22 protein-coding genes are annotated in these 25,210 nt (G+C 66.9%); 2 read left to right on the top strand and 20 right to left on the bottom strand.

Features of this window, described 5'->3' with window-relative positions:
- Positions 1–20: 20 nt before the first annotated feature.
- Positions 21–1,079, top strand: a complete 1,059-nt coding sequence (locus tag ABFG95_RS16815) for a low specificity L-threonine aldolase (protein WP_348994800.1) — start codon at positions 21–23, stop codon at positions 1,077–1,079.
- Positions 1,080–1,143: 64 nt separating this feature from the next.
- Here the strand turns inward: ABFG95_RS16815 and ABFG95_RS16810 are convergent, their stop codons facing one another.
- The 16 genes from ABFG95_RS16810 to ABFG95_RS16735 all read right to left on the bottom strand — a co-directional run bounded on the left by ABFG95_RS16810 (position 1,144) and on the right by ABFG95_RS16735 (position 19,377).
- A complete protein-coding gene (locus tag ABFG95_RS16810; protein WP_263899868.1) occupies positions 1,144–1,971 on the bottom strand; it encodes an AraC family transcriptional regulator in 828 nt (275 codons plus the stop codon).
- Positions 1,972–2,043: 72 nt separating this feature from the next.
- Positions 2,044–4,107: a UvrD-helicase domain-containing protein gene (locus ABFG95_RS16805; protein WP_348994799.1), complete on the bottom strand. Its 2,064-nt coding sequence runs from the start codon at positions 4,105–4,107 to the stop codon at positions 2,044–2,046.
- Positions 4,108–4,162: 55 nt separating this feature from the next.
- Entirely contained in the window at positions 4,163–6,268 is a 2,106-nt protein-coding gene (locus ABFG95_RS16800; RefSeq protein WP_063584566.1) for a primosomal protein N', read from the bottom strand.
- A gap of 371 nt (positions 6,269–6,639) precedes the next feature.
- Positions 6,640–7,713: a uroporphyrinogen decarboxylase gene (hemE, locus tag ABFG95_RS16795; RefSeq protein ID WP_175145199.1), complete on the bottom strand. Its 1,074-nt coding sequence runs from the start codon at positions 7,711–7,713 to the stop codon at positions 6,640–6,642.
- 176 nt (positions 7,714–7,889) lie between these two features.
- Positions 7,890–8,666 carry a hypothetical protein gene (locus ABFG95_RS16790; protein ID WP_238923875.1) on the bottom strand — a complete coding sequence of 259 codons (777 nt, stop codon included), beginning with the start codon at positions 8,664–8,666 and terminating at the stop codon, positions 7,890–7,892.
- A gap of 183 nt (positions 8,667–8,849) precedes the next feature.
- Positions 8,850–9,275, bottom strand: coding sequence for a F0F1 ATP synthase subunit epsilon (locus tag ABFG95_RS16785; RefSeq protein WP_049070837.1), 426 nt, complete (start codon positions 9,273–9,275; stop codon positions 8,850–8,852).
- Positions 9,276–9,284: 9 nt separating this feature from the next.
- The gene (gene atpD, locus ABFG95_RS16780) at positions 9,285–10,685 is read right to left on the bottom strand and encodes a F0F1 ATP synthase subunit beta (protein WP_006386768.1); all 1,401 of its coding nucleotides are present in this window, start codon (positions 10,683–10,685) and stop codon (positions 9,285–9,287) included.
- Positions 10,686–10,728: 43 nt separating this feature from the next.
- Positions 10,729–11,634, bottom strand: coding sequence for a F0F1 ATP synthase subunit gamma (gene atpG, locus ABFG95_RS16775; protein WP_049070836.1), 906 nt, complete (start codon positions 11,632–11,634; stop codon positions 10,729–10,731).
- 98 nt (positions 11,635–11,732) lie between these two features.
- The gene (atpA, locus tag ABFG95_RS16770; RefSeq protein ID WP_049070835.1) at positions 11,733–13,274 is read right to left on the bottom strand and encodes a F0F1 ATP synthase subunit alpha; all 1,542 of its coding nucleotides are present in this window, start codon (positions 13,272–13,274) and stop codon (positions 11,733–11,735) included.
- A 31-nt stretch (positions 13,275–13,305) separates the two neighbouring features.
- Entirely contained in the window at positions 13,306–13,845 is a 540-nt protein-coding gene (locus ABFG95_RS16765; RefSeq protein ID WP_049070834.1) for a F0F1 ATP synthase subunit delta, read from the bottom strand.
- Positions 13,846–13,857: 12 nt separating this feature from the next.
- Positions 13,858–14,328 carry a F0F1 ATP synthase subunit B gene (locus ABFG95_RS16760; RefSeq protein ID WP_006227275.1) on the bottom strand — a complete coding sequence of 157 codons (471 nt, stop codon included), beginning with the start codon at positions 14,326–14,328 and terminating at the stop codon, positions 13,858–13,860.
- A gap of 142 nt (positions 14,329–14,470) precedes the next feature.
- Positions 14,471–14,713 carry a F0F1 ATP synthase subunit C gene (gene atpE, locus ABFG95_RS16755; RefSeq protein WP_003815363.1) on the bottom strand — a complete coding sequence of 81 codons (243 nt, stop codon included), beginning with the start codon at positions 14,711–14,713 and terminating at the stop codon, positions 14,471–14,473.
- Positions 14,714–14,831: 118 nt separating this feature from the next.
- Positions 14,832–15,713, bottom strand: coding sequence for a F0F1 ATP synthase subunit A (gene atpB / locus ABFG95_RS16750; protein ID WP_006386764.1), 882 nt, complete (start codon positions 15,711–15,713; stop codon positions 14,832–14,834).
- Between the two features lie 86 nt (positions 15,714–15,799).
- Positions 15,800–16,213: an ATP synthase subunit I gene (locus tag ABFG95_RS16745; RefSeq protein ID WP_053086034.1), complete on the bottom strand. Its 414-nt coding sequence runs from the start codon at positions 16,211–16,213 to the stop codon at positions 15,800–15,802.
- 537 nt (positions 16,214–16,750) lie between these two features.
- The gene (locus tag ABFG95_RS16740) at positions 16,751–18,307 is read right to left on the bottom strand and encodes a DUF1254 domain-containing protein (protein ID WP_063584564.1); all 1,557 of its coding nucleotides are present in this window, start codon (positions 18,305–18,307) and stop codon (positions 16,751–16,753) included.
- A 293-nt stretch (positions 18,308–18,600) separates the two neighbouring features.
- Positions 18,601–19,377 (bottom strand): enoyl-CoA hydratase, encoded by a 777-nt coding sequence (locus ABFG95_RS16735; RefSeq protein ID WP_278993517.1) that lies wholly within the window; start codon positions 19,375–19,377, stop codon positions 18,601–18,603.
- A 39-nt stretch (positions 19,378–19,416) separates the two neighbouring features.
- Here ABFG95_RS16735 and ABFG95_RS16730 point away from each other — a divergent pair, with 39 nt between their 5' ends.
- On the top strand, positions 19,417–21,192 hold the full coding sequence (locus tag ABFG95_RS16730) for a PDZ domain-containing protein (RefSeq protein ID WP_278993516.1): 1,776 nt from the start codon (positions 19,417–19,419) through the stop codon (positions 21,190–21,192).
- A 525-nt stretch (positions 21,193–21,717) separates the two neighbouring features.
- Here the strand turns inward: ABFG95_RS16730 and ABFG95_RS16725 are convergent.
- The 4 genes from ABFG95_RS16725 to ABFG95_RS16710 all read right to left on the bottom strand — a co-directional run bounded on the left by ABFG95_RS16725 (position 21,718) and on the right by ABFG95_RS16710 (position 25,182).
- Entirely contained in the window at positions 21,718–22,710 is a 993-nt protein-coding gene (locus ABFG95_RS16725; RefSeq protein WP_278992860.1) for a tripartite tricarboxylate transporter substrate binding protein, read from the bottom strand.
- A 131-nt stretch (positions 22,711–22,841) separates the two neighbouring features.
- Complete coding sequence (locus ABFG95_RS16720; RefSeq protein WP_059269077.1) at positions 22,842–23,546, bottom strand: 3-oxoacid CoA-transferase subunit B; 705 nt, start codon at positions 23,544–23,546, stop codon at positions 22,842–22,844.
- A gap of 1 nt (position 23,547) precedes the next feature.
- The gene (locus ABFG95_RS16715; protein ID WP_278992859.1) at positions 23,548–24,213 is read right to left on the bottom strand and encodes a 3-oxoacid CoA-transferase subunit A; all 666 of its coding nucleotides are present in this window, start codon (positions 24,211–24,213) and stop codon (positions 23,548–23,550) included.
- On the bottom strand, positions 24,214–25,182 hold the full coding sequence (locus ABFG95_RS16710; protein ID WP_278992858.1) for a tripartite tricarboxylate transporter substrate binding protein: 969 nt from the start codon (positions 25,180–25,182) through the stop codon (positions 24,214–24,216).
- Positions 25,183–25,210 lie beyond the last annotated feature (28 nt).

Below are 25,210 nucleotides of genomic sequence, written 5' to 3'. Positions count from 1 at the left end.
GTCTTCACCGGAGCCCCGTATTGGACACCCCCGCCGCCGCCTCGCCCCAACAGGGTTTCGCCAGCGACAACACCGCCGGCGCCAGCCCCCAGATCCTGGCCGCGCTGCTGCGCGCCAATGAGGGACAGGCCCCCGCCTATGGCGCCGACGACATCACCCAGCGCGTCGAACGGCGCCTGGCCGAGATCTTCGAACGCGAGGTCGACGTGCTGCTGGTGCCCACCGGCACCGCCGCCAATTCGCTGGCGCTGGCGGCGCTGACGCCGCCCTGGGGCAGCGTGCTGTGCCATGCGCACAGCCACATCGCCAACGACGAATGCGGCGCGCCGCAGTTCTACAGCGGCGGCGCGCGCCTGGCGCTGCTGGAGGGCGCCGCCTCCAAGCTCGACCCCGCCCAGCTCGCCGTGGAAGCGCGCCGCAAGGCCGGTGACGTGCATTCGATGCCGCCCGCCTGCGTCAGCATTACCCAGGCCACTGAAACCGGCAGCGTCTACACGCGCGACGAGATCACGGCCATCGGCGACGTCTGCCGCGAGGCCGGGTTGCCCCTGCACATGGACGGCGCGCGCTTCGCCAACGCCCTGGTCAGCCTGGGCTGCACGCCCGCGGAAATGACCTGGAAGGCCGGCGTCGCGGCGCTGTCGTTCGGCGCCACCAAGAACGGCGTGCTGGGCGCCGAGGCCATCGTGCTGTTCGAACCCAGACGCGCCGCAGAACTGGCCTACCGGCGCAAGCGCGGCGGCCACCTGTTTTCGAAGATGCGGCTGCTGTCGGCGCAGATGGAAGCCTATCTGGCGGACGACCTGTGGCTGCGCAACGCGCGCCAGGCCAACGCCATGGCGGCGCGGCTGGCGGCGGGCATGGCGAACCTGCCAGGCGTTGAACTCCAGGGTCCGGTCGAGGCCAACATCCTGTTCTGCCGGCTGCCGATCGCCACCATTGACGGCCTGCTGGCGCAGGGCTTTCGCTTCTACCACGACCGCTGGGGCCCGGGCGTGGCGCGGCTGGTGACGTCGTTCACCACGCACGAGCAGGACGTCGATCACTTCCTGGCGGCGTTGCGCGCGCTGGTGCGATAACGACCCGCGCCGTTCCTCCGGCGCGCCGCGCGCCAGCGCCAGGACGACGCGGGAATCGGTGCGCTCAGGCCGCGCGCCGGTAGGCCGAGGGCGGCACCCCATAGGCCGTGCGGAAGGCGCGGTTGAAATGGCTCTGGTCGTAGAAGCCCACATCGGCCGCCACCTGCGCGATCGAAGCGCGCGCTCGCGCCAGCGCGGCGCAGGCCCGCTCCAGGCGCAGCCGCGTCAGCCAGGCGTGCGGCGTCAGCCCCACCGACAGCGCGAAGCGGCGCAGGAACTGGTAGCGGCTCAGGCCGCAGAGCCGCGCCAGGTCTTCCAGACCGATCTTGTCGCCCAGGTGGGCCTGGCAATACTCCCGCACGACCCGCTGGTGCGCGAGCGACAGGCCGCCGCGCACCGCCTGGGGCGTCACGCCCCCCGTGCGCGCGAACAGCGCCCCCATCAGGGCCAGCGAGGCGGACTCGTGCGCCAACGGCCCGGCGGCCGCATCCGCCATCCAGGAAGCGTGCAACGCCTTGAAGCGGGCCGCCAGCGCGGGTTCCTCGATCAAGGTGCCCAGGAACCGCTCGTCAGATGCGCCGCCCGAGACTTCGGCGATGAAATCGCGCATCAGATCGGGCGACAGACGGAAGGTCTTCAGGGTGTAGGACTGGCCATAGTCGGCCACGCCGGCGCCGTCGTGGACCTCGCCGGGCGGCATCAGGGCGATGCCACCGGGCCCCAGCAGCGTGCTGCGGCCACGGAAGGTCTGGCGCTGCACGCCCTGGGTCACCAGGCCGATGTGGTAATCGACATGGTAGTGCCGGTCGAACTGGAAATCGACCAGCCGCGCCACGCCCAGCACCAGGCCCGGCGTGCCGGGCACCGGTTGGTAACGCACGTCATCCTTCATCATCAGCGCCATGATGCAAAGCGGCAGGTATAGATCCTGGACGCTCCCCCCGTCATGTAATTTATTGCGGGGCTATTTCTTCAGCAAGGCCTTGAGCATGGCCATGCGTTCCTTGGGATTCATGGCGGCGGTGGTCTCGTCTTCCTGGATGCCCGGAGCGTCCAGGCCCATTTCCTCGATGAAGCGCGACGGCTCGCGCACCAGGTCCTCGCGCGCCCGGCGCCGGCGCTTGCACCAGCTCAGGTTGAGGCTGCGCTGGGCGCGTGTGATGCCCACGTACATCAGCCGCCGCTCTTCCTGGATACGGGTGGCCAGGTTCTCCGCGGCGCGCGCCGGATCGCCCACCTCGTCGTCCTTGCCCAGGTGCGGCAGCAGGCCTTCTTCGACCCCCGCCAGATACACGTGCGGATACTCCAGGCCCTTGGAGGCATGCAGGGTCGACATCTTGACCGCGTCCGGCTCCTCTTCCTCGCCCCGTTCGAGCATCGTCACCAGCGCAACGTGCTGCACCAGCTCGAACAGCGACATGTTGTCCTCTTCGGCCTTGCGCTTGAGCCAGCCGGTCAGCTCCAGCACGTTCTGCCAGCGGGTCTGCGCCGGGCGTTCGTCGAACAGCTCGAACAGATGCCGTTCGTACTGGATCGCCTGCACCAGATCGTCCAGGATCACGCCGGCGGGTTCGGCGGGCGCGCCATCGGTGCCGGCGGTGGCGCCACGGCCGGCGCGCCACTGCATGCGGCGGATGAATTCGGTGAAGGTGCGCAGCGGTTCGAGCTGGCGCGGCGCCAGCAGGCTCTCCAGCCCGGTTTCGTCGACCGCCGCCAGCAGCGACAGTTCGCGGCTGGCGGCATACTGGCCCAGCGTCTGCAAAGTGGCCTGGCCGATGCCGCGCTTGGGCGTGGTGGCGGCGCGGATAAAGGCCGGATCGTCCTCGTCGTTGGCCAGCAGCCGCAGGTAGGCCAGGATGTCGCGCACCTCGGCCTTGTCGAAGAAACTCTGCCCGCCCGCGATCGTGTACGGGATTTTCAGGTTGCGCAGCGCCTGCTCCAGGATGCGCGACTGGTGATTGCCGCGATACAGGATGGCGAAATCCTTCCACTGCGCCTGACGCTCGAAACGCGACGCCGAGATCTTCATGGCGATGGACTCGGCCTCGTGCTCCTCGCCGTCCATCGCCGAAACGACGATCGGCTCGCCCACGCCCAGGTCCGACCACAGCTTCTTTTCGAACAGCTTGGGGTTCTTCTCGATCACCTGGTTGGCCGCCGCCAGGATGCGCTGCACCGAGCGGTAGTTCTGCTCCAGCTTGATGAGCTTGAGATTGGGATAGTCGGTGGTCAGCTTGGCCAGGTTCTCGATGGTGGCGCCGCGCCAGGCGTAGATGGCCTGATCGTCGTCGCCCACCGCCGTGAACATGGCGCGCGGGCCAGTCAGCAGCTGCACCAGGCGGTACTGGCAGACGTTGGTGTCCTGGTATTCATCGACCAGCAGGTAGCGCACGCGGTTCTGCCAGCGCGTGCGCACCTCTTCGTTGTTGGCCAGCAGGATGGCGGGGATGCGGATCAGGTCGTCGAAATCCACGGCCTGGTAGGCGGCCAGCGTGGCGGCGTAACTGCGATAGACGTTGGCGGCCTCGACGTCGCCCGGCGTGATGGCTTCGCGCGCGGCGTCGTCGGGTTCCATCAGCGCGTTCTTCCACAGCGAGATGATGCCCTGCACGTGGCGCAGGCGGCCCTTGTCGGTGGTGGCCAGCAGCTCCTGGATGATCGCCATGGCGTCATCGGCGTCCAGGATCGAGAAGGTCGGCTTGAGACCCGCGTTGCGCGCCTCTTCGCGCAAGAGCTTCACGCCCAGCGAGTGGAAGGTGCTGATGGTCAGGCCCTTGCCCAGCTTGCGGTCCACCAGCGTCTTGACGCGCTCATCCATCTCGCGCGCGGCCTTGTTGGTGAAGGTCAGCGCCACCACGTTGCGGCCCATGTAGCCGCATTCGCGCAGCAGGTAGGCGATCTTCTGCGTGATGACGCGCGTCTTGCCGCTGCCGGCGCCGGCCAGCACCAGGCAGGGGCCGTCCAGGTACAGCACCGCCTCTTTCTGCGCGGGGTTCAGGCCGTGGCCGATGGGTTCGTGTGCGGACATGGGAGTCGGGGAAAGGGGAACGACATAGAGTAAACGGACGAATGCGCGGCGCCTGTCAGATTTCCAGCGGGTCGACCTCCAGCTGCCAGCGCACCCGGGCCTCGTTGGCCAGGTACGGCAGGTGGTGCGACCACGACGCCAGGAAAGCCTGCAGCGCCGGACGGCTGGTGCTTTCCACCAGCAACTGGGCGCGCTCGATATTGGCCACCCGCACCACGCGCAGCGGCACCGGGTCGTACAGCATGATCGCGTCGAGCCCCGGGAAGTCCGCGGCCCATTCGCCTTCGGGCAGGGCGCGGGCCTGTTGCAGGAAGGCCTGCGCCACCGCCAGTTCGCGCGCCTCGGCCGTCAACAGCGCCTGGTAGGCGAACGGCGGCAGGCCGGTGCTTTCGCGTTCCTGCAGCGCATGGCGCGCGAAGCCCGCGTAGTCATGGCGCAGCAGCGCCTGGTACACCGGCTGCTCGGGATAGCCGGTCTGGATGATGACCTGGCCGTTTCCCTGGTGGCGGCCGGCGCGGCCGGCCACCTGCATCAATTGGGCGAACAGCCGTTCGGGCGCGCGGAAGTCATGCGCGAACAAGGCGGAATCGGGATTGAGCACGCCCACCAGGCCAAGCCGCGCGAAGTCATGCCCCTTGGACACCATCTGCGTGCCGACCAGGATGTCGACCTCGCCCGCGTGCACCGACGCGAACAGCGCCTCGGCGCTGCCCTTCTTGCGGGTGCTGTCGGCGTCGATGCGCAGGATGCGCGCCTCGGGAAACAGTTCGGCCAGGTGCTCCTCGACCCGCTGCGTGCCGCGCCCCATCGGCGCCAGGTCCTGGTCGCCGCATTCGGGGCAGGCGTGCGGCACCGGCGCCTGGTAGCCGCAGTGGTGGCACTGCAGGCGATGGCCGCGTCCGGCCGTGCGGTGCAACACCGTGAACGCGGTGCAGCGCGGGCAGTTGCTGACCCAGCCGCAGGACTGGCAATGCAGCACGGGCGCGAAACCGCGCCGGTTCAGGAAGATCAGCGACTGTTCCTTGCGCGCCAGCCGTTCGCCCAGGGCCTCCAGCAGCTGCGGCGACATGCCGTGCTTCATCTGCAGGCGGCGCGTGTCCACCAGCTTCATGGCGGGCAGCGAACTGGCGCGGGCGCGCGCCGGCAGCGCCAGCCGCAGGTAGCGGCCGCGCTCGGCATGCTGCCAGGTCTCCAGCGACGGCGTGGCCGAGCCCAGCACCACCGGGATGTCCAGGTCATGCGCGCGCCACACCGCCAGATCGCGCGCGGAATAGCGCAGGCCGTCCTGCTGCTTGTACGAGGCGTCGTGTTCTTCGTCCACCACGATCAGGCCCAGCTCGCTCATGGGCGCGAAGATCGCCATGCGCGTGCCGAGCAGCATGCGCGCCTGCCCACGCTGCGCGCGCGCCCAGGCCTGCAGGCGCTCGCCATCGGACAGGCCGCTGTGCAGCACCGCCAGGCCGTCCGGCCCGACCAGGCCTTCCAGGCGGGCGCGCAACGCGCCTTCCAGCTGCGGCGTCAGGTTGATTTCCGGCACCAGCAGCAGCACCTGGCGGCCGGCGGCCAGCACTTTCTCGGCGGCGCGCAGGTAGACCTCGGTCTTGCCGCTGCCGGTCACGCCGTACAGCAGCACCGGCTTGAACTTGGTGAGTCCGGCGATGGTGTCCACGGCCTCGCGCTGCGCATCGTTCAGCTCGGGTGGCTGGTCGGCCTCGGCCGGGTTGCGGACCGCCTTGCGCTTGCGTCCGTCCAGCCGCGCCACCGGGCCGCCGGCCGAGCGCTTGCCCTGATAGGCGGTCGGCTTGCGCAGCGGCGGCGGCAACGTCGGCAGCATCACCTCGCCCAACGGCCGCTGGTAATACTCGGCGGCAAAACGCGCCAGGCGCAGCCACGCCTCGTCGAAGGGCGGCAGGTCGCGCAGCACTTCCTCGATCGGTTTGATCTGCTTCGGCTCATAGGACGGCGCTGCCGGATTGTCCACCACCACGCCGATCAGCTTGCGGCGGCCGAACGGCACGATCACCCGCAGGCCCGGCTCGATCGGCTCGTGGTGACGGTAATCGAATGGGCCGGGCAGCGGCACGTCCAGCGCGACGCGCACCCAGCAAGCCGCCGCGTGCGCGGCCGGCGTGGATTCGACCAGCGCGAAAACTTCAGACATGGATCAGGAAACACAACATGGGCTGGGCGGCCCGGCCAGGGCCGGGACAGACGGAATCAGGATGACAGGCCTGGGCTGTCCGGGCCATGAAGGATTGTCACCGCAACCAGGTCCGGAACTCCAGTCCCGGCCTGTGGATAACTTTGGGGAAAAGGCGAGAGCAACGTCAGAAATTGGAATAAGGCAAGATTGCATCAACTCTTGCAATCCTGTTGAAAACCCATTTTATTCCAATAAAAACAATAATTTGAACAAACTTCCAAGATTGTAAACCAGCTTATAAAGGGTTTTCCCCGAGCGCAATCTTGCTGTGCACAACTGCGTCCGAGGGCCCTCGACGCCCGGCCCTGCGGGCCGAAGCGTTCACTCACTTACCCTCTCAGCGAGCGACTGTGACGGTGGACTTCATCGACCAATTCGGCTACGGCTTCAGGGGGGGTGAAGCGCGAAATACCATGGCCCAGGTTGAACACATGGCCGCCCTTGCCCACTGGCCCGAACGCATCCAGCACACGACGCGCCTCGGCGCGAATGGCCTCACCACCACCGAACAAGGCCATCGGATCCAGGTTGCCCTGGAACGCGACCGAGTCGCCGGTGCGGCGTCGCGCCGCGGCCAGGTCGACGGTCCAGTCCAGGCCCACGGCATCGCAGCCGCAGGCGGCGATGTCTTCCAGCCACTGGCCGCCGCCCTTGGTGAAGACGATGGCCGGCACGCGACGGCCGTCGTGTTCGCGCGTCAGGCCAGCCACTACCTTGCGGGTGTAGGCCAGCGAGAACTGCTGGAACAGGCCGTCGGCCAGCACGCCGCCCCAGCTGTCGAACAGCATCACGGCCTGGGCGCCGGCGGCGATCTGCGCATTCAGATATTGCAGCGTGGCCTCGGCATTGATTTCCAGGATGCGGTGCAGCAGGTCCGGGCGCGAATACAGCATGGTCTTGATCAGGCGGTAGTCGTCGCTGCCCTGCCCCTCGACCATATAGCAGGCGATGGTCCAGGGACTGCCGGCGAAGCCGATCAGCGGCACCTTGCCGTCCAGCTCGCGGCGGATGGTGCCGACGGCGTCGAACACATAGCGCAGCTTGTCCATGTCGGGCACCGCCAGGCGCGCCACGTCTTCCTCGGTGCGCACCGGACGGGCGAAACGCGGGCCCTCGCCTTCGGCGAAGTCCAGGCCCAGCCCCATGGCATGCGGCACGGTCAGGATGTCGGAAAACAGGATGGCCGCGTCCAGGTCATAGCGCGCGAGCGGCTGCAGGGTGACTTCGCAGGCGTAGTCCGGATTCTGAGCCAGGCCCATGAAGGAACCGGCCCGGGCCCGCGTCTGGCGGTATTCGGGCAGGTAACGGCCCGCCTGGCGCATCAGCCAGATCGGGGTGTAGGGCACGGGCTCGCGCAACAAGGCGCGCAAGAACACATCGTTCTTCAAGACGGAAGCGGACACGACTATCCTCGATGATCGGAAGCCATGATTTTACTGCCCCAAGCTGACAGGGCACGACGCCCATCCGGCCCGGGCTTGCCGGGGCGCAAGTCGCGCCGCCTTTGTGACGGGCCCCGCCACGTGGCGCCGGCCGGGTGACGTCGGTCGCGCCTCGCCGCCAGCCGCCGTGGCACCAGTCAGATGCGCGCCTCCTGGGCCTGGCGGCGGTATGGCGAGGCGTCGATGCCATGTTTGCGCATCAGCGCCCAGAATGCCCGCCGGTGCTTGGAGGAAGCCCGCGCGGCGCGCGCCACGTTGCCCTGGTGGCGTGACAGCGCCAGGCGGATGTAGTCGGATTCGAAACCGTCGACGACGCGCGCCTTGGCCTGCCGGAAAGGTTCCTGCGCATCGCGCGGCGGCTGGTAGCGCAGCCCGGCCAGGCCCTGCTGCAGCACCTGCCGCGGCACCCGCGGCCGGGCGCCGGCGCCTCCGGGGGGCCGCGGCGCACGGGCGGCGTACACCAGGCCGGGCTCTTCCAGGCGTTCGCCCGCCAGGGGCGCGCGCCGCGCCAGCCGCCCCAGGCGCACGCGCAGGCTCTCCAGGCAATACGGCGCGGCGATGAAATCGGCGGCGCCCAACCGCAGCAGATCTTCGATGGCGGGCGCCGTCATGTCGTGCACCAGCAGCAGGATCGGGGTTGCCAGCGCATCGCGCGCCTGCTGCAGCGACAGGCGGGTCCAGGCCAGCGAGGCCGGCGCGACCGGCAGGACGCAATGATCGTATCGGCGCAGGCCGACGGCCAGCCCGGCCAGCGCGTGGGTATCCGGGCCGCACGGGCCGCCTCCCGATTGCCGCAGCGGCACCAGGTGCAAGCGCACCCGCGCCAGCCTCGGCTGGGCACGGGCCACCCAGTCGCCCATGGCGGCTTCGTGGCCCGGGGCCAGCAGCACGCCGCAATCCATGGTTTCTCGCACGCCGTTCCTCCAGGTTCAAATTGCAATCCCTGAAGGCTACCGGCGCGCCATTCCGCTCGCCATTCGTAGCGAACGCAAGCCGGCCTGCGGTTGACCGAGGGGCCACCGACCAGCGCGCGCGAAAAAAAAGCGGCCCAGGGCCGCTTTTTCCGGATCCGGGGCGAACCCCGGCTGGTCGTGCGCTCAGTGCGAGCGACCGCCTTGACGCAGTTTGCGCGCGGCGACGGCTTGCGCCGCCAGCATCGCCAGCTCGGCTTCGACAACCGCGATGTCGGCCTTGTCCTTGGCGTTGGCCAGGGCCTCTTCGGCGCGCTTGCGCGCTTCCAGGGCACGGGCCTCGTCCAGGTCGGCGGCACGGATGGCCGTGTCGGCCAGGACCGTCACGCTGCCCGGCTGCACTTCCAGAATGCCCCCGGCGACGAAGATGTTTTCCTCGCCTTGGTCGGCACGAACGATCTTGACCGTCCCGGGGCGTATGCGCGAAATCAGCGGGGTGTGACCGGGCAGGATGCCCAGCTCACCCGCCTCGCCAGGCAGCACCACGAACTTCGCCTCACCGGAGAAGATCGCTTCCTCTGCGCTGACGACATCCACATGCAGGGTAGCCATATCGGTTCCTTATTGCAGTTTCTTGGCCTTCTCGAAGGCCTCGTCGATCGAGCCGACCATGTAGAAGGCCTGTTCCGGCAGCGCATCGCACTCGCCGTTCACGATCATCTTGAAACCACGGATGGTTTCGGCCAGCGGCACGTACTTGCCGGGCGAACCGGTGAACACTTCGGCCACGTGGAACGGCTGCGACAGGAAACGCTGGATCTTACGGGCGCGGGCCACGGCCTGCTTGTCTTCCGGCGACAGTTCGTCCATGCCCAGAATCGCGATGATGTCGCGCAGTTCCTTGTAGCGCTGCAGCGTCTGCTGCACGCCACGGGCCACGGCGTAGTGCTCTTCGCCGACGACTTGCGGGTCGAGCTGGCGGCTGGACGAATCCAGCGGGTCCACGGCCGGGTAGATACCCAGGGCGGCGATGTCACGCGACAGCACGACGGTCGAGTCCAAGTGCTGGAAGGTGGTGGCGGGCGACGGGTCGGTCAAGTCGTCAGCGGGCACGTACACGGCCTGGATCGAGGTGATCGAGCCGGTCTTGGTGGACGTGATGCGCTCTTGCAGCTTGCCCATTTCCTCGGCCAGCGTGGGCTGGTAGCCCACCGCCGACGGCATACGGCCCAGCAGTGCCGACACTTCGGTACCGGCCAGGGTGTAGCGGTAGATGTTGTCCACGAAGAAGAGGATGTCGCGGCCTTCGTCGCGGAACTTCTCGGCCATCGTCAGGCCGGTCAGCGCCACGCGCAGACGGTTGCCCGGGGGTTCGTTCATCTGACCGAACACCATGGCGACCTTGTCCAGAACGTTCGACTCTTCCATTTCGTGGTAGAAGTCGTTGCCTTCACGGGTACGCTCACCCACGCCGGCGAACACCGACAAGCCGCTGTGCTGCTTGGCGATGTTGTTGATCAGTTCCATCATGTTGACGGTCTTGCCCACGCCGGCGCCGCCGAACAGGCCGACCTTGCCGCCCTTGGCGAACGGGCACACCAGGTCAATAACCTTGATGCCGGTTTCCAGCAGTTCCACCGACGGCGACAGCTCGTCGAAACGGGGAGCCGGTTGGTGGATGCCACGCTTTTCGTCGTGCTGGATTTCGCCAGCTTCGTCGATCGGGCGGCCCAGCACGTCCATGATGCGGCCGAGCGTGCCGGTGCCGACCGGCACCGAGATCGGGGCGCCGGTGCCGGCGACCTTCATGCCGCGGCGCAGGCCGTCGCTGGAGCCCAGGGCGATGGTACGCACCACGCCGTCACCCAGCTGTTGCTGCACTTCCAGCGTCAGACCCTTTTCGGCGAACGAGGAACCCTCGTCGACCAGAGTAAGCGCTTCGTAGATCTTGGGCATGTGATCGCGGGGGAACTGAATATCCACCACGGCGCCGATGCACTGAACGATGGTTCCGTTGCTCATGTCGATTCCTTGCTTGATAGCTTTTGACGGGATGCTGCCTGCCTCAGACGGCGGCAGCGCCCCCTACGATTTCCGAAATTTCCTTGGTGATCGCGGCCTGGCGGGTCTTGTTGTAGACCAGCTGCAGATCGCCGATGACCTTCTTGGCGTTGTCCGACGCCGCCTTCATGGCGACCATCCGGGCCGACTGCTCCGAAGCCATGTTCTCGGCCACGGCTTGGTACAGCAGGCCTTCCACGTAACGCTGCAGCAGGTCGTCGATCACGCTACGAGCGTCGGGTTCGTAGATGTAATCCCAGCTGTAATCCGATTTCACTTCCGAAGTCTTGGCCAGGCTTTCGGCGCCCGTCTGGTACGGATCTTCCAAACCGCTGGCCAGGGGCAGCAGGCGCAGGAACAGCGGCTCCTGCTTCATCGTGTTGACGAAGCGGGTCGAAGCCACGTACAGCGCGTCGATACGGCCTTCCAGGTAGGCGTCCAGCTGCACCTTGATCGCGCCCAGCAGGCGATCCAGTTGCGGCTTGTCGCCCAGTTGCACTTCCTGGGAAACCAGCTTGGCGCCGATACGGGACAGCACGCCCACGCCCTTGTTGCCGAAAGCGGTCGCCTGAACGGCGATGCCGTTCTTCTCGAACTCTTTCAGCTTCGTCAACACCACGCGGGTGATGTTGGTGTTCAAGCCGCCGCACAGACCCTTGTCCGTCGTCACCATGACCACGCCGACCGCCTTGATTTCGCGCTCGACCAGGTACGGGTGGCTGTACTCGGGGTTGGCCTGCATCAGGTGCGCGGCGATCTCGCGCACCTTGGTGGCGTACGGACGGCCCGCGCGCATCCGCTCCTGCGCCTTGCGCATCTTGGATGCGGCGACCATTTCCATCGCCTTGGTGATCTTGCGCGTGTTTTGCACGCTCTTGATCTTGGTTCGGATTTCCTTAATTCCGGGCATTGCGCTTTCCTGTGAAGACTGGCCGATGGGTTGTCGCTTGCGCCTCAACCATCCGATAAGGATGGGTGAGGCGCTTGCGCGCCTAACCCATCACTTTCTTAAAAAGCACCGTGCTTCTTGAATTCCTGGATGGCGGCGGCGAGTTCGCTTTCGTCATCCTTGGACAGTTCCTTGGTGTCTTCGACGCGCTGGATCAGGGCCGCGTGCTTGGCCTTGAGCTGGTCCTTGAGCGCCTTTTCGAACGACAGCACCTGGGCCACGTCCACGTCATCCAGGTAGCCGTTGTTGACCGTGTACAGCGTGACGGCCAGTTCCCACACTTGCAGCGGCTGGTATTGCGGCTGCTTGAGCAGTTCGACCACGCGCTTGCCGCGCTCGAGCTGGCGACGGGTGGCGTCGTCCAGGTCCGAGGCGAACTGCGCGAAGGCGGCCAGTTCACGGTACTGCGCCAGGTCGGTACGGATACCGCCGGACAGCTTCTTGACGACCTTGGTCTGGGCGGCGCCGCCCACGCGCGACACCGAGATACCGGCGTTGATGGCGGGACGCACACCAGCGTTGAACAGGTCGGTTTCCAGGAAGATCTGGCCGTCCGTGATCGAGATCACGTTGGTCGGAACGAAGGCCGACACGTCGCCCGCCTGGGTTTCGATGATCGGCAGCGCGGTCAGCGAGCCGGTCTTGCCCTTGACGGCGCCACCGGTGAACTTCTCGACGTAGTCTTCGTTCACGCGAGCGGCGCGTTCCAGCAGGCGCGAGTGCAGGTAGAACACGTCGCCCGGGTAGGCTTCGCGGCCCGGCGGACGGCGCAGCAGCAGCGAGACCTGGCGGTAGGCCCAGGCTTGCTTGGTCAGGTCGTCATAGACGATCAGGGCGTCTTCGCCGCGATCGCGGAAGTATTCGCCCATCGTGCAGCCGGCGTAGGCGGCCAGGTACTGCATGGCGGCGGAGTCCGAAGCCGAGGCGGCCACGACGATGGTGTATTCCATCGCGCCGTGCTCTTCCAGCTTGCGCACCACGTTGTTGATCGTCGAAGCCTTCTGGCCGATGGCGACGTACACGCAGGTGACGCCCTTGCCCTTCTGGCTGATGATGGTGTCGACGGCCACGGCGGTCTTGCCGGTCTGGCGGTCGCCAATGATCAGTTCGCGCTGGCCACGGCCGATGGGAACCATCGAGTCGATAGCCTTGATGCCGGTTTGCAGCGGCTGCGACACCGAGCGGCGGGCGATAACGCCGGGGGCCACTTTTTCGATGATGTCGGTGGCCTTGGCGTTCACGGGGCCCTTGCCGTCGATCGGCTCGCCCAGCGTGTTGACCACGCGGCCTTTCAGCTCGGGGCCGACCGGCACTTCCAGAATGCGGCCGGTCGTCTTGACCGCGTCGCCTTCGGACACGCCGGTGTAGTCACCGAGAATAACGGCGCCGACGGAATCACGCTCGAGGTTGAGCGCCAGACCGAAGACGTTGTTGGGGAATTCGAGCATTTCGCCCTGCATCACGTCGGACAGGCCGTGGATGCGGGTAATACCGTCGGTCACGGACACGACGGTGCCCTGAGTACGGACATCAGCCGAAGCGCCCAGGCCCTCGATGCGGCTCTTGAGCAGTTCGCTGATCTCGGAGGGATTGAGTTGCATATTGACTCCTGGAATCCTGTTAGTGCTGCCTTTAAGCGGCGAGCGTATCGCGCATGCGGGCCAATTGGGCTTGTACGGAAGTATCGAGCACCTGGTCCCCGACGGCCACGCGCACGCCGCCGATCAACGACTGGTCGACGGTGACGACGGGCTTGAGCTTCAGGCCGAATTTCTTCTCGAGGGCAACGACCAGTTCTTGGACCTGGGCGTCGCTCAGCTCGAACGCGCTGGTGATTTCCGCCTGCGCCGTGCCGTCGTGACGGTTCCGCAGCACCACGAATTGCGTGGCGATCTCGGGCAGCAGCAGCAACCGGTCGTTTTCGACCAGCAGCTCGATGAAATTGCGGGCGGCCTGGGGCAGTTCGGCCTTCACCAGGCCGGTAAACAGCTCGACGCGCTGCTTGTCGCCCAGACGCGGATCGGCCATGGCCTCGCGCACGTCGGGGTTGGAGGCGACCTGCGACAGCTCGCTGACCAGGTCGGCCCAAGCCTGCAGGCCGGCCTTGTCGTCGCGCGCGGCGGCGAACAAGGCTTCGGCGTAGGGCCTGGCAACAGTGGAAAGTTCAGCCATGACGGTCCCGGATTAAAGCTGCGCGCGGAGCTGGTTCAGCAGCTCGGCGTGGGCGCGGGCGTCAACCTCGCGCTTGAGGATCTGTTCAGCACCCTTGACGGCCAGCGCGGCGACGTCGTCGCGCAGCGAATCACGGGCGCGCTGGACTTCCTGCGCGGCATCCTGTGCAGCTTGCGCCACGATGCGGGCACGCTCGGCTTCCGCTTCACGGCGGGCCTGCTCGATCAGGGAGGCGGCTTGCTTCTCGGCCTCGATGATGCGGGCGTGGTTTTCGGACTTGGCAGAAGCCTCGATCAGACTGACACGCGCCTGGGCCTGGGCCAGATCGGCCTTGCCCTTCTCCGCGGCGGCAAGGCCGTCGGCGATTTTTTGGCGGCGCTCGTCCATCGCCTTCGTCAGAGGAGGCCACACGAATTTCATCGTGAACCAGCCCAGAACGAAGAACACGAGCATCTGGAAAATGATCGTCGCGTTCAGATTCACGGTCGTTCCTTTAACACCTTGCGGCTCCGACGACACCCGGGGCGGGCAACGCGGAGCACTCGATACTTTGCCGGTCGGCGACGGGGCTCAGGCCCGCATCGCCGCCAGCGTCATGACCCGCCTTTTCGCCGGCGGGCGTGCCTTAGCCGACGAACGGGTTGGCGAAGGCGAACAGCATGGCGATACCCACGCCGATCAGGAATGCCGCGTCGATCAGGCCAGCCAGCAGGAACATCTTGGTTTGCAGAGCGTTCATCAGTTCAGGCTGACGAGCCGAAGCTTCCAGGTATTTGCCGCCCATCAGTGCGATGCCGATGCAAGCGCCGATAGCGCCCAGACCGATGATAAGACCGCAAGCGAGAGCAACGAAAGCGACGTTGGTCATGACAACTCCTTGGTTAGAAATCTGAAGTCAAAAAAATAAAAGATTGGGGTACTGCTCAATGCAAGAGGATCTTGCTATCCAGCGCCGGCCCGGAGGCCGACGCCGGAAATTCGGGGGATCAGTGGCCTTCGTGCGCCTGGCCGAGGTACACCAGGGTCAGCATCATGAAGATGAAGGCCTGGAGCAACACGATCAGGATGTGGAAGATGGCCCAGATCGAGCCGGCCAGCACGTGGCCGATTCCCAAGCCGATGCTGGCGCCGTTGAAACCGGTCCAGGCACCGCCCAAGAGGGCGATCAGCATGAAAATCAATTCGCCGGCGAACATGTTGCCGAACAACCGCATGCCCAGCGACACGGACTTGGCGGCGTATTCGATCAGGTTCAGCAGCAGGTTGAACGGCGCCAGGACGAGCGCGCCCAGGCCATGCGCATGGAACGGCGCGGTGAACAGTTCCTTGACGAAGCCGCCCGGGTGCTTGATCTTGATGCCGTAGTAGAACATCAGCAGCAGCACGCCCAGCGACATGCCCATCGGCACGTTCAGGTCGGCGGTCGGCAGCACGCGGTGGTAGTAGAGGGGGTCGCCGTGGTGCGCGCCCAGGCCGGTCAGGCGCCAGATCGACGGCATCAGGTCGACGGGCAGCAGGTCCAGCGCGTTCATCAGGATGATCCAGAGGAACACGGTGAGGGCGAGCGGAGCGATGAAGAGGCGGCTCTTGGCATTGTGGACGATGCCCTTGGCCTGGTCGTCGACCATGTCGACGATCATTTCCACGAAGGCCTGGAAGCGGCCCGGGACGCCGGCGGTCGCACGGCGGGCGGCGCGCCACAGGAAGAAGATGACGATCAGGCCCGTCAGGCCGGACCAGAACAACGAGTCGTAGTTGATGATGTCAAACTGAGCAATTGCAGTCTGTTTTTCGCCCGTATTGTTCAGGTGCACCAGGTGGTGCTGAATATAAGCGGACTGAGGCGACACGTCGCTGGCAGCAGCCATTTGAATCCTACCCTATTTGCTGTATGCCCGAGCCCTTGCGAGCCGGACGATTCCACGATTCCGTTTGCCGTTACCTACCCGGCGCGCTATGACAACTTGCGGAACATCAAAAGCAGGAGATATCCCTTCAGCGTGAGTATCAAGCCCAGCAGCGCGGCAGGCCAGACGAGACTGTCCTGCGCCACACGCGAAAGCAGCCACAACAGCAGTGCCGTTGCGAACAACTTGATCAACTCACCAGAGAGAAAGGTAAAGGGACTGGCCTTGCCGGTCCGGACACTGACAGCCAGGCGCAATGCGAACAACGCATTGGGTATGAAATACGCTCCTGCCCCCGCCAGCGCCGACCAACCTGCCGCCGCCCCTCCGACAACCCCCGCTATTACTGCTGCTGCGAGCCCCATGGCGCCTTGCGCCGCCAGTGCCAACAGGAGACCGCGGCCAGCCTGTGCATTCAGCGCCGCGCGATCCGCGTCGCTCAGAACCAGCACCCGGTCCACCGGATCCTGATCCGCCAGAACCTGGCGTGCCTTGCCCTGTTGCGCAGGTTGCGGATTCATTCCACAGGATTGCTCCCGGGCTTCATTCCAACCGCGCGCAGGTTCGTGCCGCACTGTGTTCTGCTGCATCAAACTTCCCCGCTTAAAGCCGTACCAATGCCGTCATGCCAAAGCCGCCACTGGCCGTGGCCGTACGAACCGGCCGTACGAATTGGCCTAAACGGAATTGGCCTAACCGGCCCGCCTTGCCCCCGTCAGAACCGGCGAAATCATCGCCCTGTGTTCTTATCCCGCAAGCGTCAAACCCGCAGAGTATAGCGTGTTTTTTTTTACCCGAGCAAATGAACTTTCGGCGGTTTGTAAGGCGGCAACAGGCCTTGCCGGACGGCGTGTCGGGACGGAAATTGGGGACGTGAATGCGGCCTGCCGCCGCGCCAAAGCGCGAACGGCCGGAACAAAAAAAAGCGGCTCCCGAAGGAGCCGCCAGGGTGCTGCCCGGCCGATGGCGCCCACCCGCCCCGGCCGCGCCGCGGCGCGTCAGTCTTCCTTGACCGGCGGCGGCGCCCACAGCCCGTCGAGCGCGACGTCCTGTGGCCAGTACAGGCGCATGCTGAGCAGGAACGGGCCGTCGGCGGCCGGCGTGGCCAGCCAGTTGGAGCGCTTGCGCTCGCCCGGATCGCGGCGCTGGATGTAGATGTCCAGCGAGCCGTCGGCGTTGTACTTCAGGCCGTCGGTGCTGCGCAGCGCGTAGCGGTTGGCGGGATTGTCGGGGAAGGCGTGCTTGTCGTTATAGACATGCAGCGACCAGAAGGCATTGGCCGGCGGCAATTGGCCCTTCTCGAAGTGCAGCACATAGTCTTCGTTCGAGTTGAGCGCGCGGCCCTTGCTGTCGGCGACCGTGACCGGATAAAGCACGTCTTCCGGCGTCGGCGCGCCCAGGCCGGCGTAGGCGATGGCGGCGCGGCGGGTGTAGTCGGTGCCGTAGGTGCCGATGCCGGTGAGCACGGTGTTCCAGCCGTTGATCGGCGTGGCCAGGCGCGACACGCCGTCGGCGATGCGGCGGCCGGCCAGCGGCTGCGCGTCGGCCAGGGCCTGCTGCACGGTGGGGCTGAGGCGGCCATACGAGAACGGCTGGCGGCCATCCAGGCCGATGCGGCGCATGCGGTCCAGCATCGGCGTGTCGTTGGCGTGCGGCGGATTGTTGCGCAGCACGTCGAAGAACAGCGTGAAGAATGACGCGGCGTCCATGCTCGCGGCCTGCTCGGCCGGGGTGCCATCGGGCACCGTCACGGGCATCGGCATCGGCACGTCGCTGCCGATCGGCGCCGACCCCACGCCCGGGCCGGTCTGCGGATAGGGCGTGGCGCCGCTGGCGCCGCGATGACGGCCGGGGACCGGCGCCACCGGCGCCACCATCGGGCTGGCCGTCATGTTGGCCTGGAGCTGGTTGACCGCGGCGTAATCCTGCGGACCGCCGGTCTGGGTCCAGCCGATCAGCCAGCCGGTCGAGGTCGGGCTGTGGATCACGTCCATGCCCGGCGGCAGCGCGCCCTGCCAGTTGGGGCCGACGATGGCGAACGACTGGGCGCCGGGGCCATTGGTGCGCGTGCCGCGCGAGGCGAACACATCGCTCCACATGTCCAGCGCCGACAGCACGGTGTAGCGCTTGCCGGTATCGGGCAGCCGCACGATCAGCGGCGCGCGCGACACGTCGAACCACAGGCTCGAATACAGCGCGTCGGCGCTGGGCCACGGCGTGTCAGCCGCGCGCGGATCGGGGAACGCGGCCTTGTGGCCGAACTGGTTGACCGGCGCCTTGCCGTCCAGCGGCGACTGCACCGCGGTGGCCTTGCGGCGCGCCAGCTCCATCAGCACCATCGGATAGGCGTAGACGTAGGCATCGATGGCGATCTCGCGCAGCTCCTGCGCGCTCATCTGCGGCGCGGGCGCGTTGGCGGCGGGATACGGCGTTTCCGATACCAGCCGCAGCGTCGGCTGCGGCGATTGGGCTTGCGTAGCGGTCATGAAGCAGGCGCTGAGGGCGCCCGCGAGCACGGCGGCGGACCACCGGCGATTGAAGGGGGAAGTACGCATGCAAGGCTCCTTGTTGCTATTGTTTGCAGACGAGCCGCCGCGCTTGGGGCTTACCAGTTCGGGCAAGCCTCTCTGGCGCGACATCTCGTTTTCAGAGTGACGCCTTTTCAGGATAGGGCCGATCACTGCAACAAGGTGCTGTCCAAAAGTTTCAAGGCGCAACGCGCCAACCCGATCGCGCAGGCATGAAAAACGCGCCCGGTAAGGGCGCGCACGGGAAAACAGGGCCGGACGCCAGGGTCCTCGCACCCGCGATAGCCGGCCCGAGCGGGATCGGGCCGGCGTAACAAGGCTTAACGGTGTTTGAAGTCCGGTTTGCGCTTTTCGGTGAAGGCGGCCATGCCTTCCTTCTGGTCCTCGGTGGCGAACAGCGAATGGAAGACGCGGCGCTCGAACAGCAGGCCTTCGTTGAGCGAGCTCTCGAAGGCGCGATTGACGCATTCCTTGGCCATCATGACCGACGGCAGCGACATCGACGCGATCACGGTGGCGGCCTCCAGGGCTTCGTCCATCAGCTTGTCGGCCGGCACCACGCGCGACACCAGGCCGGCGCGCTCGGCTTCCTCGGCGCCCATCATGCGGGCGGTCAGGGCCATGTCCATGGCCTTGGCCTTGCCCACCGCGCGCGGCAGGCGCTGGGTGCCGCCGGCGCCGGGAATGACGCCCAGCTTGATCTCGGGCTGGCCGAACTTGGCCGTGTCGGCGGCGATGATGATGTCGCACATCATCGCCAGTTCGCAGCCGCCGCCCAGCGCGTAGCCGGCGACCGCGGCGATCACGGGCTTGCGGATGCGCTTGAGGGTTTCCCAGTTGCGGGTGATGTATTCGCTGCCGTACACGTCCATGTACGACCAGTCTTTCATGGCGCCGATGTCGGCGCCCGCGGCGAAGGCCTTTTCGCTGCCGGTGATGACGACCGCGCCGATGTCCGCATCCGCCTCGAAAGCCAGCAGCGCCGCCCCGAGTTCGTTCATCAGTTGATCGTTGAGCGCGTTGAGCGCCTTGGGGCGGTTCAGCGTCAGCAGACCGACGCGGCCGCGGGTTTCGACCAGCACAAACGACTCGCTCATTACCTGTCTCCAGAGGATGGGATGAAATAAGATATACGCATGGAAAAAACCGATGCTTTCCCCATACTTTACCGCCTCGCGCCCCACGACCCCGCGGGGCACCGCTACCGGATAACCCTAACCATCCAGGCCCCCTCGCCGGACGGCCAGCGCCTGTCGCTGCCGGCCTGGATTCCGGGCAGCTACCTGATCCGCGATTTTTCGCGCCAGATCGAGTCGCTGACGGCCCATTGCGGCAACCGCCGCGTGGCTGTCGACAAAATAGACAATCACACCTGGCAGGCCGCGCCCTGCGACGGCCCGCTGCGGGTCGAGTACACGGTTTACGCCTGGGACCTGTCGGTGCGCGGCGCGCACCTGGACGAAGCGCACGGTTTCTTCAACGGCACCAGCGTGTTCCTGCGCGTGCATGGGCAGGACCACCTGCCCTGCCTGGTGGACCTGGCGCCGCCGCGCGGCATCGACGGCTGGAAGGTCTACACCAGCCTGCCCGAGGCCCGCGGCCACAAGGGCGCGGCGCGCCGCCACGGCTTCGGCCTGTACCTGGCGCCAGACTACGACGCGCTGATCGATCATCCCGTTGAAATGGGCACGCCGCAGGTGGCCAGCTTCACGGCGCATGGCGCCGAGCACGAACTGGTGTTCACGGGCGTGGCGCCCAACCTGGACCTGGCCCGCATCACCGACGACGTGCGCAGGATCTGCGAAACCCAGATCGCCTTTTTCGAACCGCGCGGCAAGCGCGCGCCCTTCCTGGACAGCAGCGATCGCTATGTCTTCATGACCATGGTGACGGGCGACGGCTACGGCGGCCTGGAGCACCGCGCCAGCACGGCGCTGATGACGGCGCGCAAGGACCTGCCGGTGCTGGGCCAGCAGGGCCAGGGCGAAGGCTATCGCGGCTTTCTTGGGTTGGTCAGCCACGAGTATTTCCACACCTGGAACGTCAAGCGCATCAAGCCGCAGGCGTTCGTTCCCTACGACCTGGCGCAGCCGGACCTGACGCGGCTGTTGTGGGTGTTCGAGGGGTTCACGTCCTACTACGACGATCTGCTGCTGCTGCGCTCCAACGTCATCACACAGAACGATTACCTGCGCCTGCTGGCCAAGACCATCACCAGCGTGGCGCGCACGCCGGGGCGGCACAAGCAGTCGGTGGCGGAAAGTTCGTTCGACGCGTGGACGCGCTATTACAAGCAGGACGAGAATTCGCCCAATGCGCTGGTGAGTTATTACACCAAGGGCGCGCTGGTGGCGCTGGGGCTGGATCTGCTGATCCGCCAGGAGTCTGCGGGCGCGCATTCGCTGGACGATGTGATGCGGCTGCTGTGGCAGCGGTACGGGCGCGACTTCTATCGCGGCAAGGCGCAGGGGCTGCCGGAAGACGGGCTGCCGGCGCTGATCAAGGAGGCGACCGGGGTGGATGCGCGGCGCTTCATCGCGCGGCATGCCTATGGGACGGCGGATGTGCCGCTGGCCGAGCTGCTGGCCGCTCAAGGCATCAAGCTGCAATGGAAAGCCTCGGTCAACATTCCTTCGCTGGACGTGCGCACGCGCAAGCAGGGGGATTCACTGGTGCTGGCGACGGTGCTGGAGGGCGGCGCGGGACATAAGGGCGGGTTGTCTGCCGGGGATGTGCTGGTGGCGATCGATGGCTTGAAGGTGGAAGGGGCCGCGGGCGTCGAAGTGTTGCTGGGGCAGTATCGGGTGGGGGATCGCGTGAGCGTGCATGTGTTCAGGCGGGATGAGTTGCGGGTGTTTCAGGTTCGTTTGAATGGGCCTGAGGCGTTGGATTGTGTGTTGTCGGTTGGGTGAGTATTTTTTTAGGGCCTTCTTCTTGATTGGAAGGCCCTTGTTGCATTGGGGCGGTGGGGTTCTTCTTTAGGCGCGTGTGGCGGGGCAGGCGGGGGAGGACGGGGCTACGATTGCGGTCCGGAGCCTTCGCTCCGGACTGCCCCTGCGTCAACCTCGTACGCCTTCGGCTCCCTTCGGTTTCCCTTGGGCGCATCTACACGCCCCGCCCTCCCCCGCCTGCCCCGCCACACGCTCGCGTTGAAACTTAACGGCCGTTGCTGGGGCGGGCTGTTTGCTTGGCTTTTTTTGCCGTCTAGGTGTGGGGTGGGGAGGGTCTTGCGGGGCCCGCCGCAAGGCGGCCGCGCGGGCGGCCTTTTGCGGCTTACGTTGTGTCTTGCGTCGCGATGAGGGCGCTGTCGCGTATGCGGGGATTTGCGTCTTGCGCGAGCGTTTTCTCGGGTATGTGGGGCTTTGGGGGGCTGTCTCGCTTGCGCCTACAGTGACTTTTTCCGGTTGCACACGGTGGGCGCGAAGCGCCCTGCCGGGTCAGTTCAACTTCGCGCCGGAGACTTCGACGGCTTGTTTCCAGGTGTCGAGTTCGTTGTTGATGTGGTCGGCGAAGGCGGCGGCGGTGGAGCCTACGGTTTCGTAGCCGTAGCTGTTCAGTTGGGCCTTCAGGTCGGGAGTGTTGATGGCGGCGGCGATGGCGGTGCTGAGGGTGTCGAGGATGGCGGGTGGCGTGTTGGCGGGGGCCAGGATGCCGTACCAGCCGTTGATGACGAAGCCGGGGACGGCTTCGGCGACGGTGGGGACGTCGGGCAGCAAGGGGGAGCGGTGTTCGCCGGTGACGGCCAGGGCCTTGAGCTTGCCGGACTGCACTTGGGGGAGCGAGGTGGAGATGCTGTCGAACATCAGGGAGACCTCGCCGCCCAGCAGGGCGACGACGGCGGGGCCGCTGCCTTTGTAGGGGACGTGCAGCATGTCGGCGCCGGTGCGGTGCTTGAAGATCTCGGCGGCCAGGTGGCTGGTGTTGCCGTTGCCGGCGGAGGCGAAGCTGAGCTTGCCGGGATGCTGTCTGGCGTAGGCGATGAGTTCCGGGATGCTATTGGCGGGGGTGGACAGCGGGGCCGAGACCAGCATGGGCAGGGTCGCGACCAGCGAGACTGGGGCAAAGTCGCTGCGGGTGTCGTAGGGCAGCGAGGGGTAGAGGCTGGGGTTGATGGCGTGGGCGGCCAGCACCATCAGTAGGGTATAGCCATCGGGCTTGGCACGCGCCAGCTGCGACGAGGCGATGGCGCCGCCGGCGCCGGGCTTGTATTCCAGCACCACCGGCTGGTTCCACTTCTTCTGCAGGGCCGCGCCGAGCGGGCGGGCCAGCATGTCGGCGCTGCCGCCGGGCGGGTACGGGATCAGCAGCGTGATGGGCTTGTCGGGGTAGGCGCCGGGAGGTGCGGCATCCGCCGGTTGTGCGTGCACGGTGGTCGACGCGGCGAACAACAGGCTGGCAGTTGCCAGGACGGCAAGGACAGGACGGTGCATGGTGGACTCCGGAATGGCTCGGCTAGGGCGGGGAATGCTGGCGGCATCCAACGCGACAACACGCTGCGCGGAGGAACGATGCGGCAACGCCCCGGCGATGGCCGCCACGATCGAGACATGGACGGCTTGTCTCAGCCGCGCACATAACGCGGCGCACCCGCGCCGTCCAGGGCGATAACCCAGGGCGCGTCGGGAAATCGCAAAGGCGCTTCAGTGGCGGCCTGCAGGTCGTCGGCGCTGATGCCTTGCAGCATGGCGTGCACGCGCAGGCCGTCGGGCGTAACGTCGATCACGGCCAGGTCGGTGTAGATGCGTGTGACGACGCCAGCGCCCGTCAGCGGGTAGCGGCACTGGCGCAGGATCTTGGGCGCGCCGTCGCGGCCGCGGTGTTCCATCATGGCCAGCACCTGGCGCGCGCCCACGGCCAGGTCCATGGCGCCACCAACGGCGGGAATGGCGTCGGCGGCGTCGGTCTTCCAGTTGGCCAGGTCGCCGCGTTCCGAGACCTGGAAGGCGCCGAGCACGGCGTAGTCGAGATGGCCACCACGCATCATGGCGAACGACACGGTGTGCTCGGTGATGGAGGCGCCCGGCAGCAGCGTGATGGGCTGGCGGCTGGCGTTGATGAGGTCCGGATCGATGGCGTCTCCAGCCGCCGCGGGCCCCATGCCGGTGATGCCGTTCTCGCTGTGCAAGAGGATGTCCTTGTCGGGCGGCAGGTAGTCGCCCACCAGGGTCGGCATGCCGATGCCGAGGTTGACGACCGAGCCGTCGGGAATATCGCCGGCCAGCAGTTGCGCGACCTGCTGGCGGGTCATGGGGGTGATCGTCGGCATGTCAGGTCTCCACCCGCACCACGGTTTTCACGAACAGGCCGGGCGTCATGACGTGCTCGGACGTGAAGGCGCCCAGCGGCACGACCTCGTCGACCTGGGCGATGGCGTGGCCGGCGGCCATGCACATCACGGGATTGAAATTGCGCGCGGCGTGGCGGTACATCAGGTTGCCCCAGCGATCGCCCTGGTGCGCGCGGATCAGCGCGTAGTCGCCGCGCAGCGGCTGCTCCAGCACGTAGCCTACGCCGTCGATCACTTCCTGGCGGCGGCCTTGCGCCAGCTCGGTGCCGTAGCCGGTGGGCGTGTAGAACGGCCCCAGGCCGGCGCCGGCCGCGCGCAGGCGTTCGGCCAGGGTGCCCTGCGGCACGCATTCCAGCTCCACCTCGCCGGCGCGGAAGGCGCGGGCGAAGGCCTCGGAATTGGGCGGGCGCGGATGCGAGCAGATGATCTTGCGCACCTGCCGCCGGTTGAGCAGCGCGGCGATGCCGCGGTCATGGGTGCCGGCGTTGTTCGCGATGAGGGTCAGGTCGCGCCGGCCCAGCTCGGCCAGGCAGTGCAGCAGTTCGTACGGCACGCCGGCCTCGCCGAAGCCGCCCACCAGCACGCTGGCGCCGTCGGGAATGACGGCCACGGCGTCCCTCATGCAAGCCTGAATCTTGTCGATCACTTATTGCTCCTGCGCGATGCCCGCGGCGTCCACGATCTGTTTCCAGCGCGTGCGTTCCTGGTCGATGAAGGCGGCGAACTCGGCTGGCGTGTTGCCGCCGGCCTGCCCGCCCATGGCGCGAAAGCGCTCGGCGATGTCGGGGCTGCGCACCACGTCGCGGGTGGCGGCATAAAGCGTGTCGATGACGGTGGCGGGCGTGCCGGCCGGCGCCACCAGGCCGAACCAGGCGGTGACCACCATGTCGGGCACGCCGGCCTCGGCCATCGTCGGCACGTCGGGCAGTTCCGCCAGGCGCCGCGCGCTGGTGACGGCCAGCGCGCGCAGCTTGCCCGACTGGATGTAGGGCATGGAGCTGGGCAGGTTGTCGATCATGAAGGTGAACTGCTGGCCCAGCAGCGCCGCCACCGCCGGGCCCGCGCCCTTGTAGGGCACGTGCGTGCCGCCGATGCCGGCGCGCTGCTTGAACAGCTCGGCCGACAGGTGCGGCGACTGGCCGCTGCCCGAACTGCCGAACGACACCTTGCCCGGGTCCTTGCGAGCCAGCGCCAGCAGGTCGGCCACGCTGCGCGCGGGCGAGGCCTCGTTGACCACCAGCACGTTGGGCACGGAAATCACCAGCGTCACCGGCGCGAAGTCGGCCGGCTTGTAGGGCAGCGTCTTGTAGAGCGCGTAGTTGATGGCGTTGGGGCCGATGTTGCCCATCAGCACCGTGTAGCCGTCAGGCTTGGCGCGCGCCAGGGTCTGCGCGCCGATGATGCCGGCGGCGCCGGCGCGGTTCTCCACGATGACCTGCTGGCCCAGCTTCGTGGCCAGCTTGTCGGCGATCAGGCGCGCCGCGATGTCGGTGGTGCCGCCGGGCGAGGCCGGCACGATGAGGGTGATGGGCCGTTCGGGCCACGCCGCCAGGGCGGGGCCCGCCATGGCGAGCGACAGCGCGCTGGCGGCCAGCCAGCGTTGCGGGTGCGGCATGCTTGTCTCCCTGCGCGATCCTGGTGCG

The organism is Achromobacter sp. HNDS-1, from assembly GCF_040084795.1.
In the GTDB taxonomy this organism is placed as follows: Bacteria; Pseudomonadota; Gammaproteobacteria; order Burkholderiales; family Burkholderiaceae_B; genus Achromobacter; species Achromobacter ruhlandii.
Note: the sequence above shows the minus strand (reverse complement) of the source record. Positions and strands in the feature narration are given on the sequence as shown.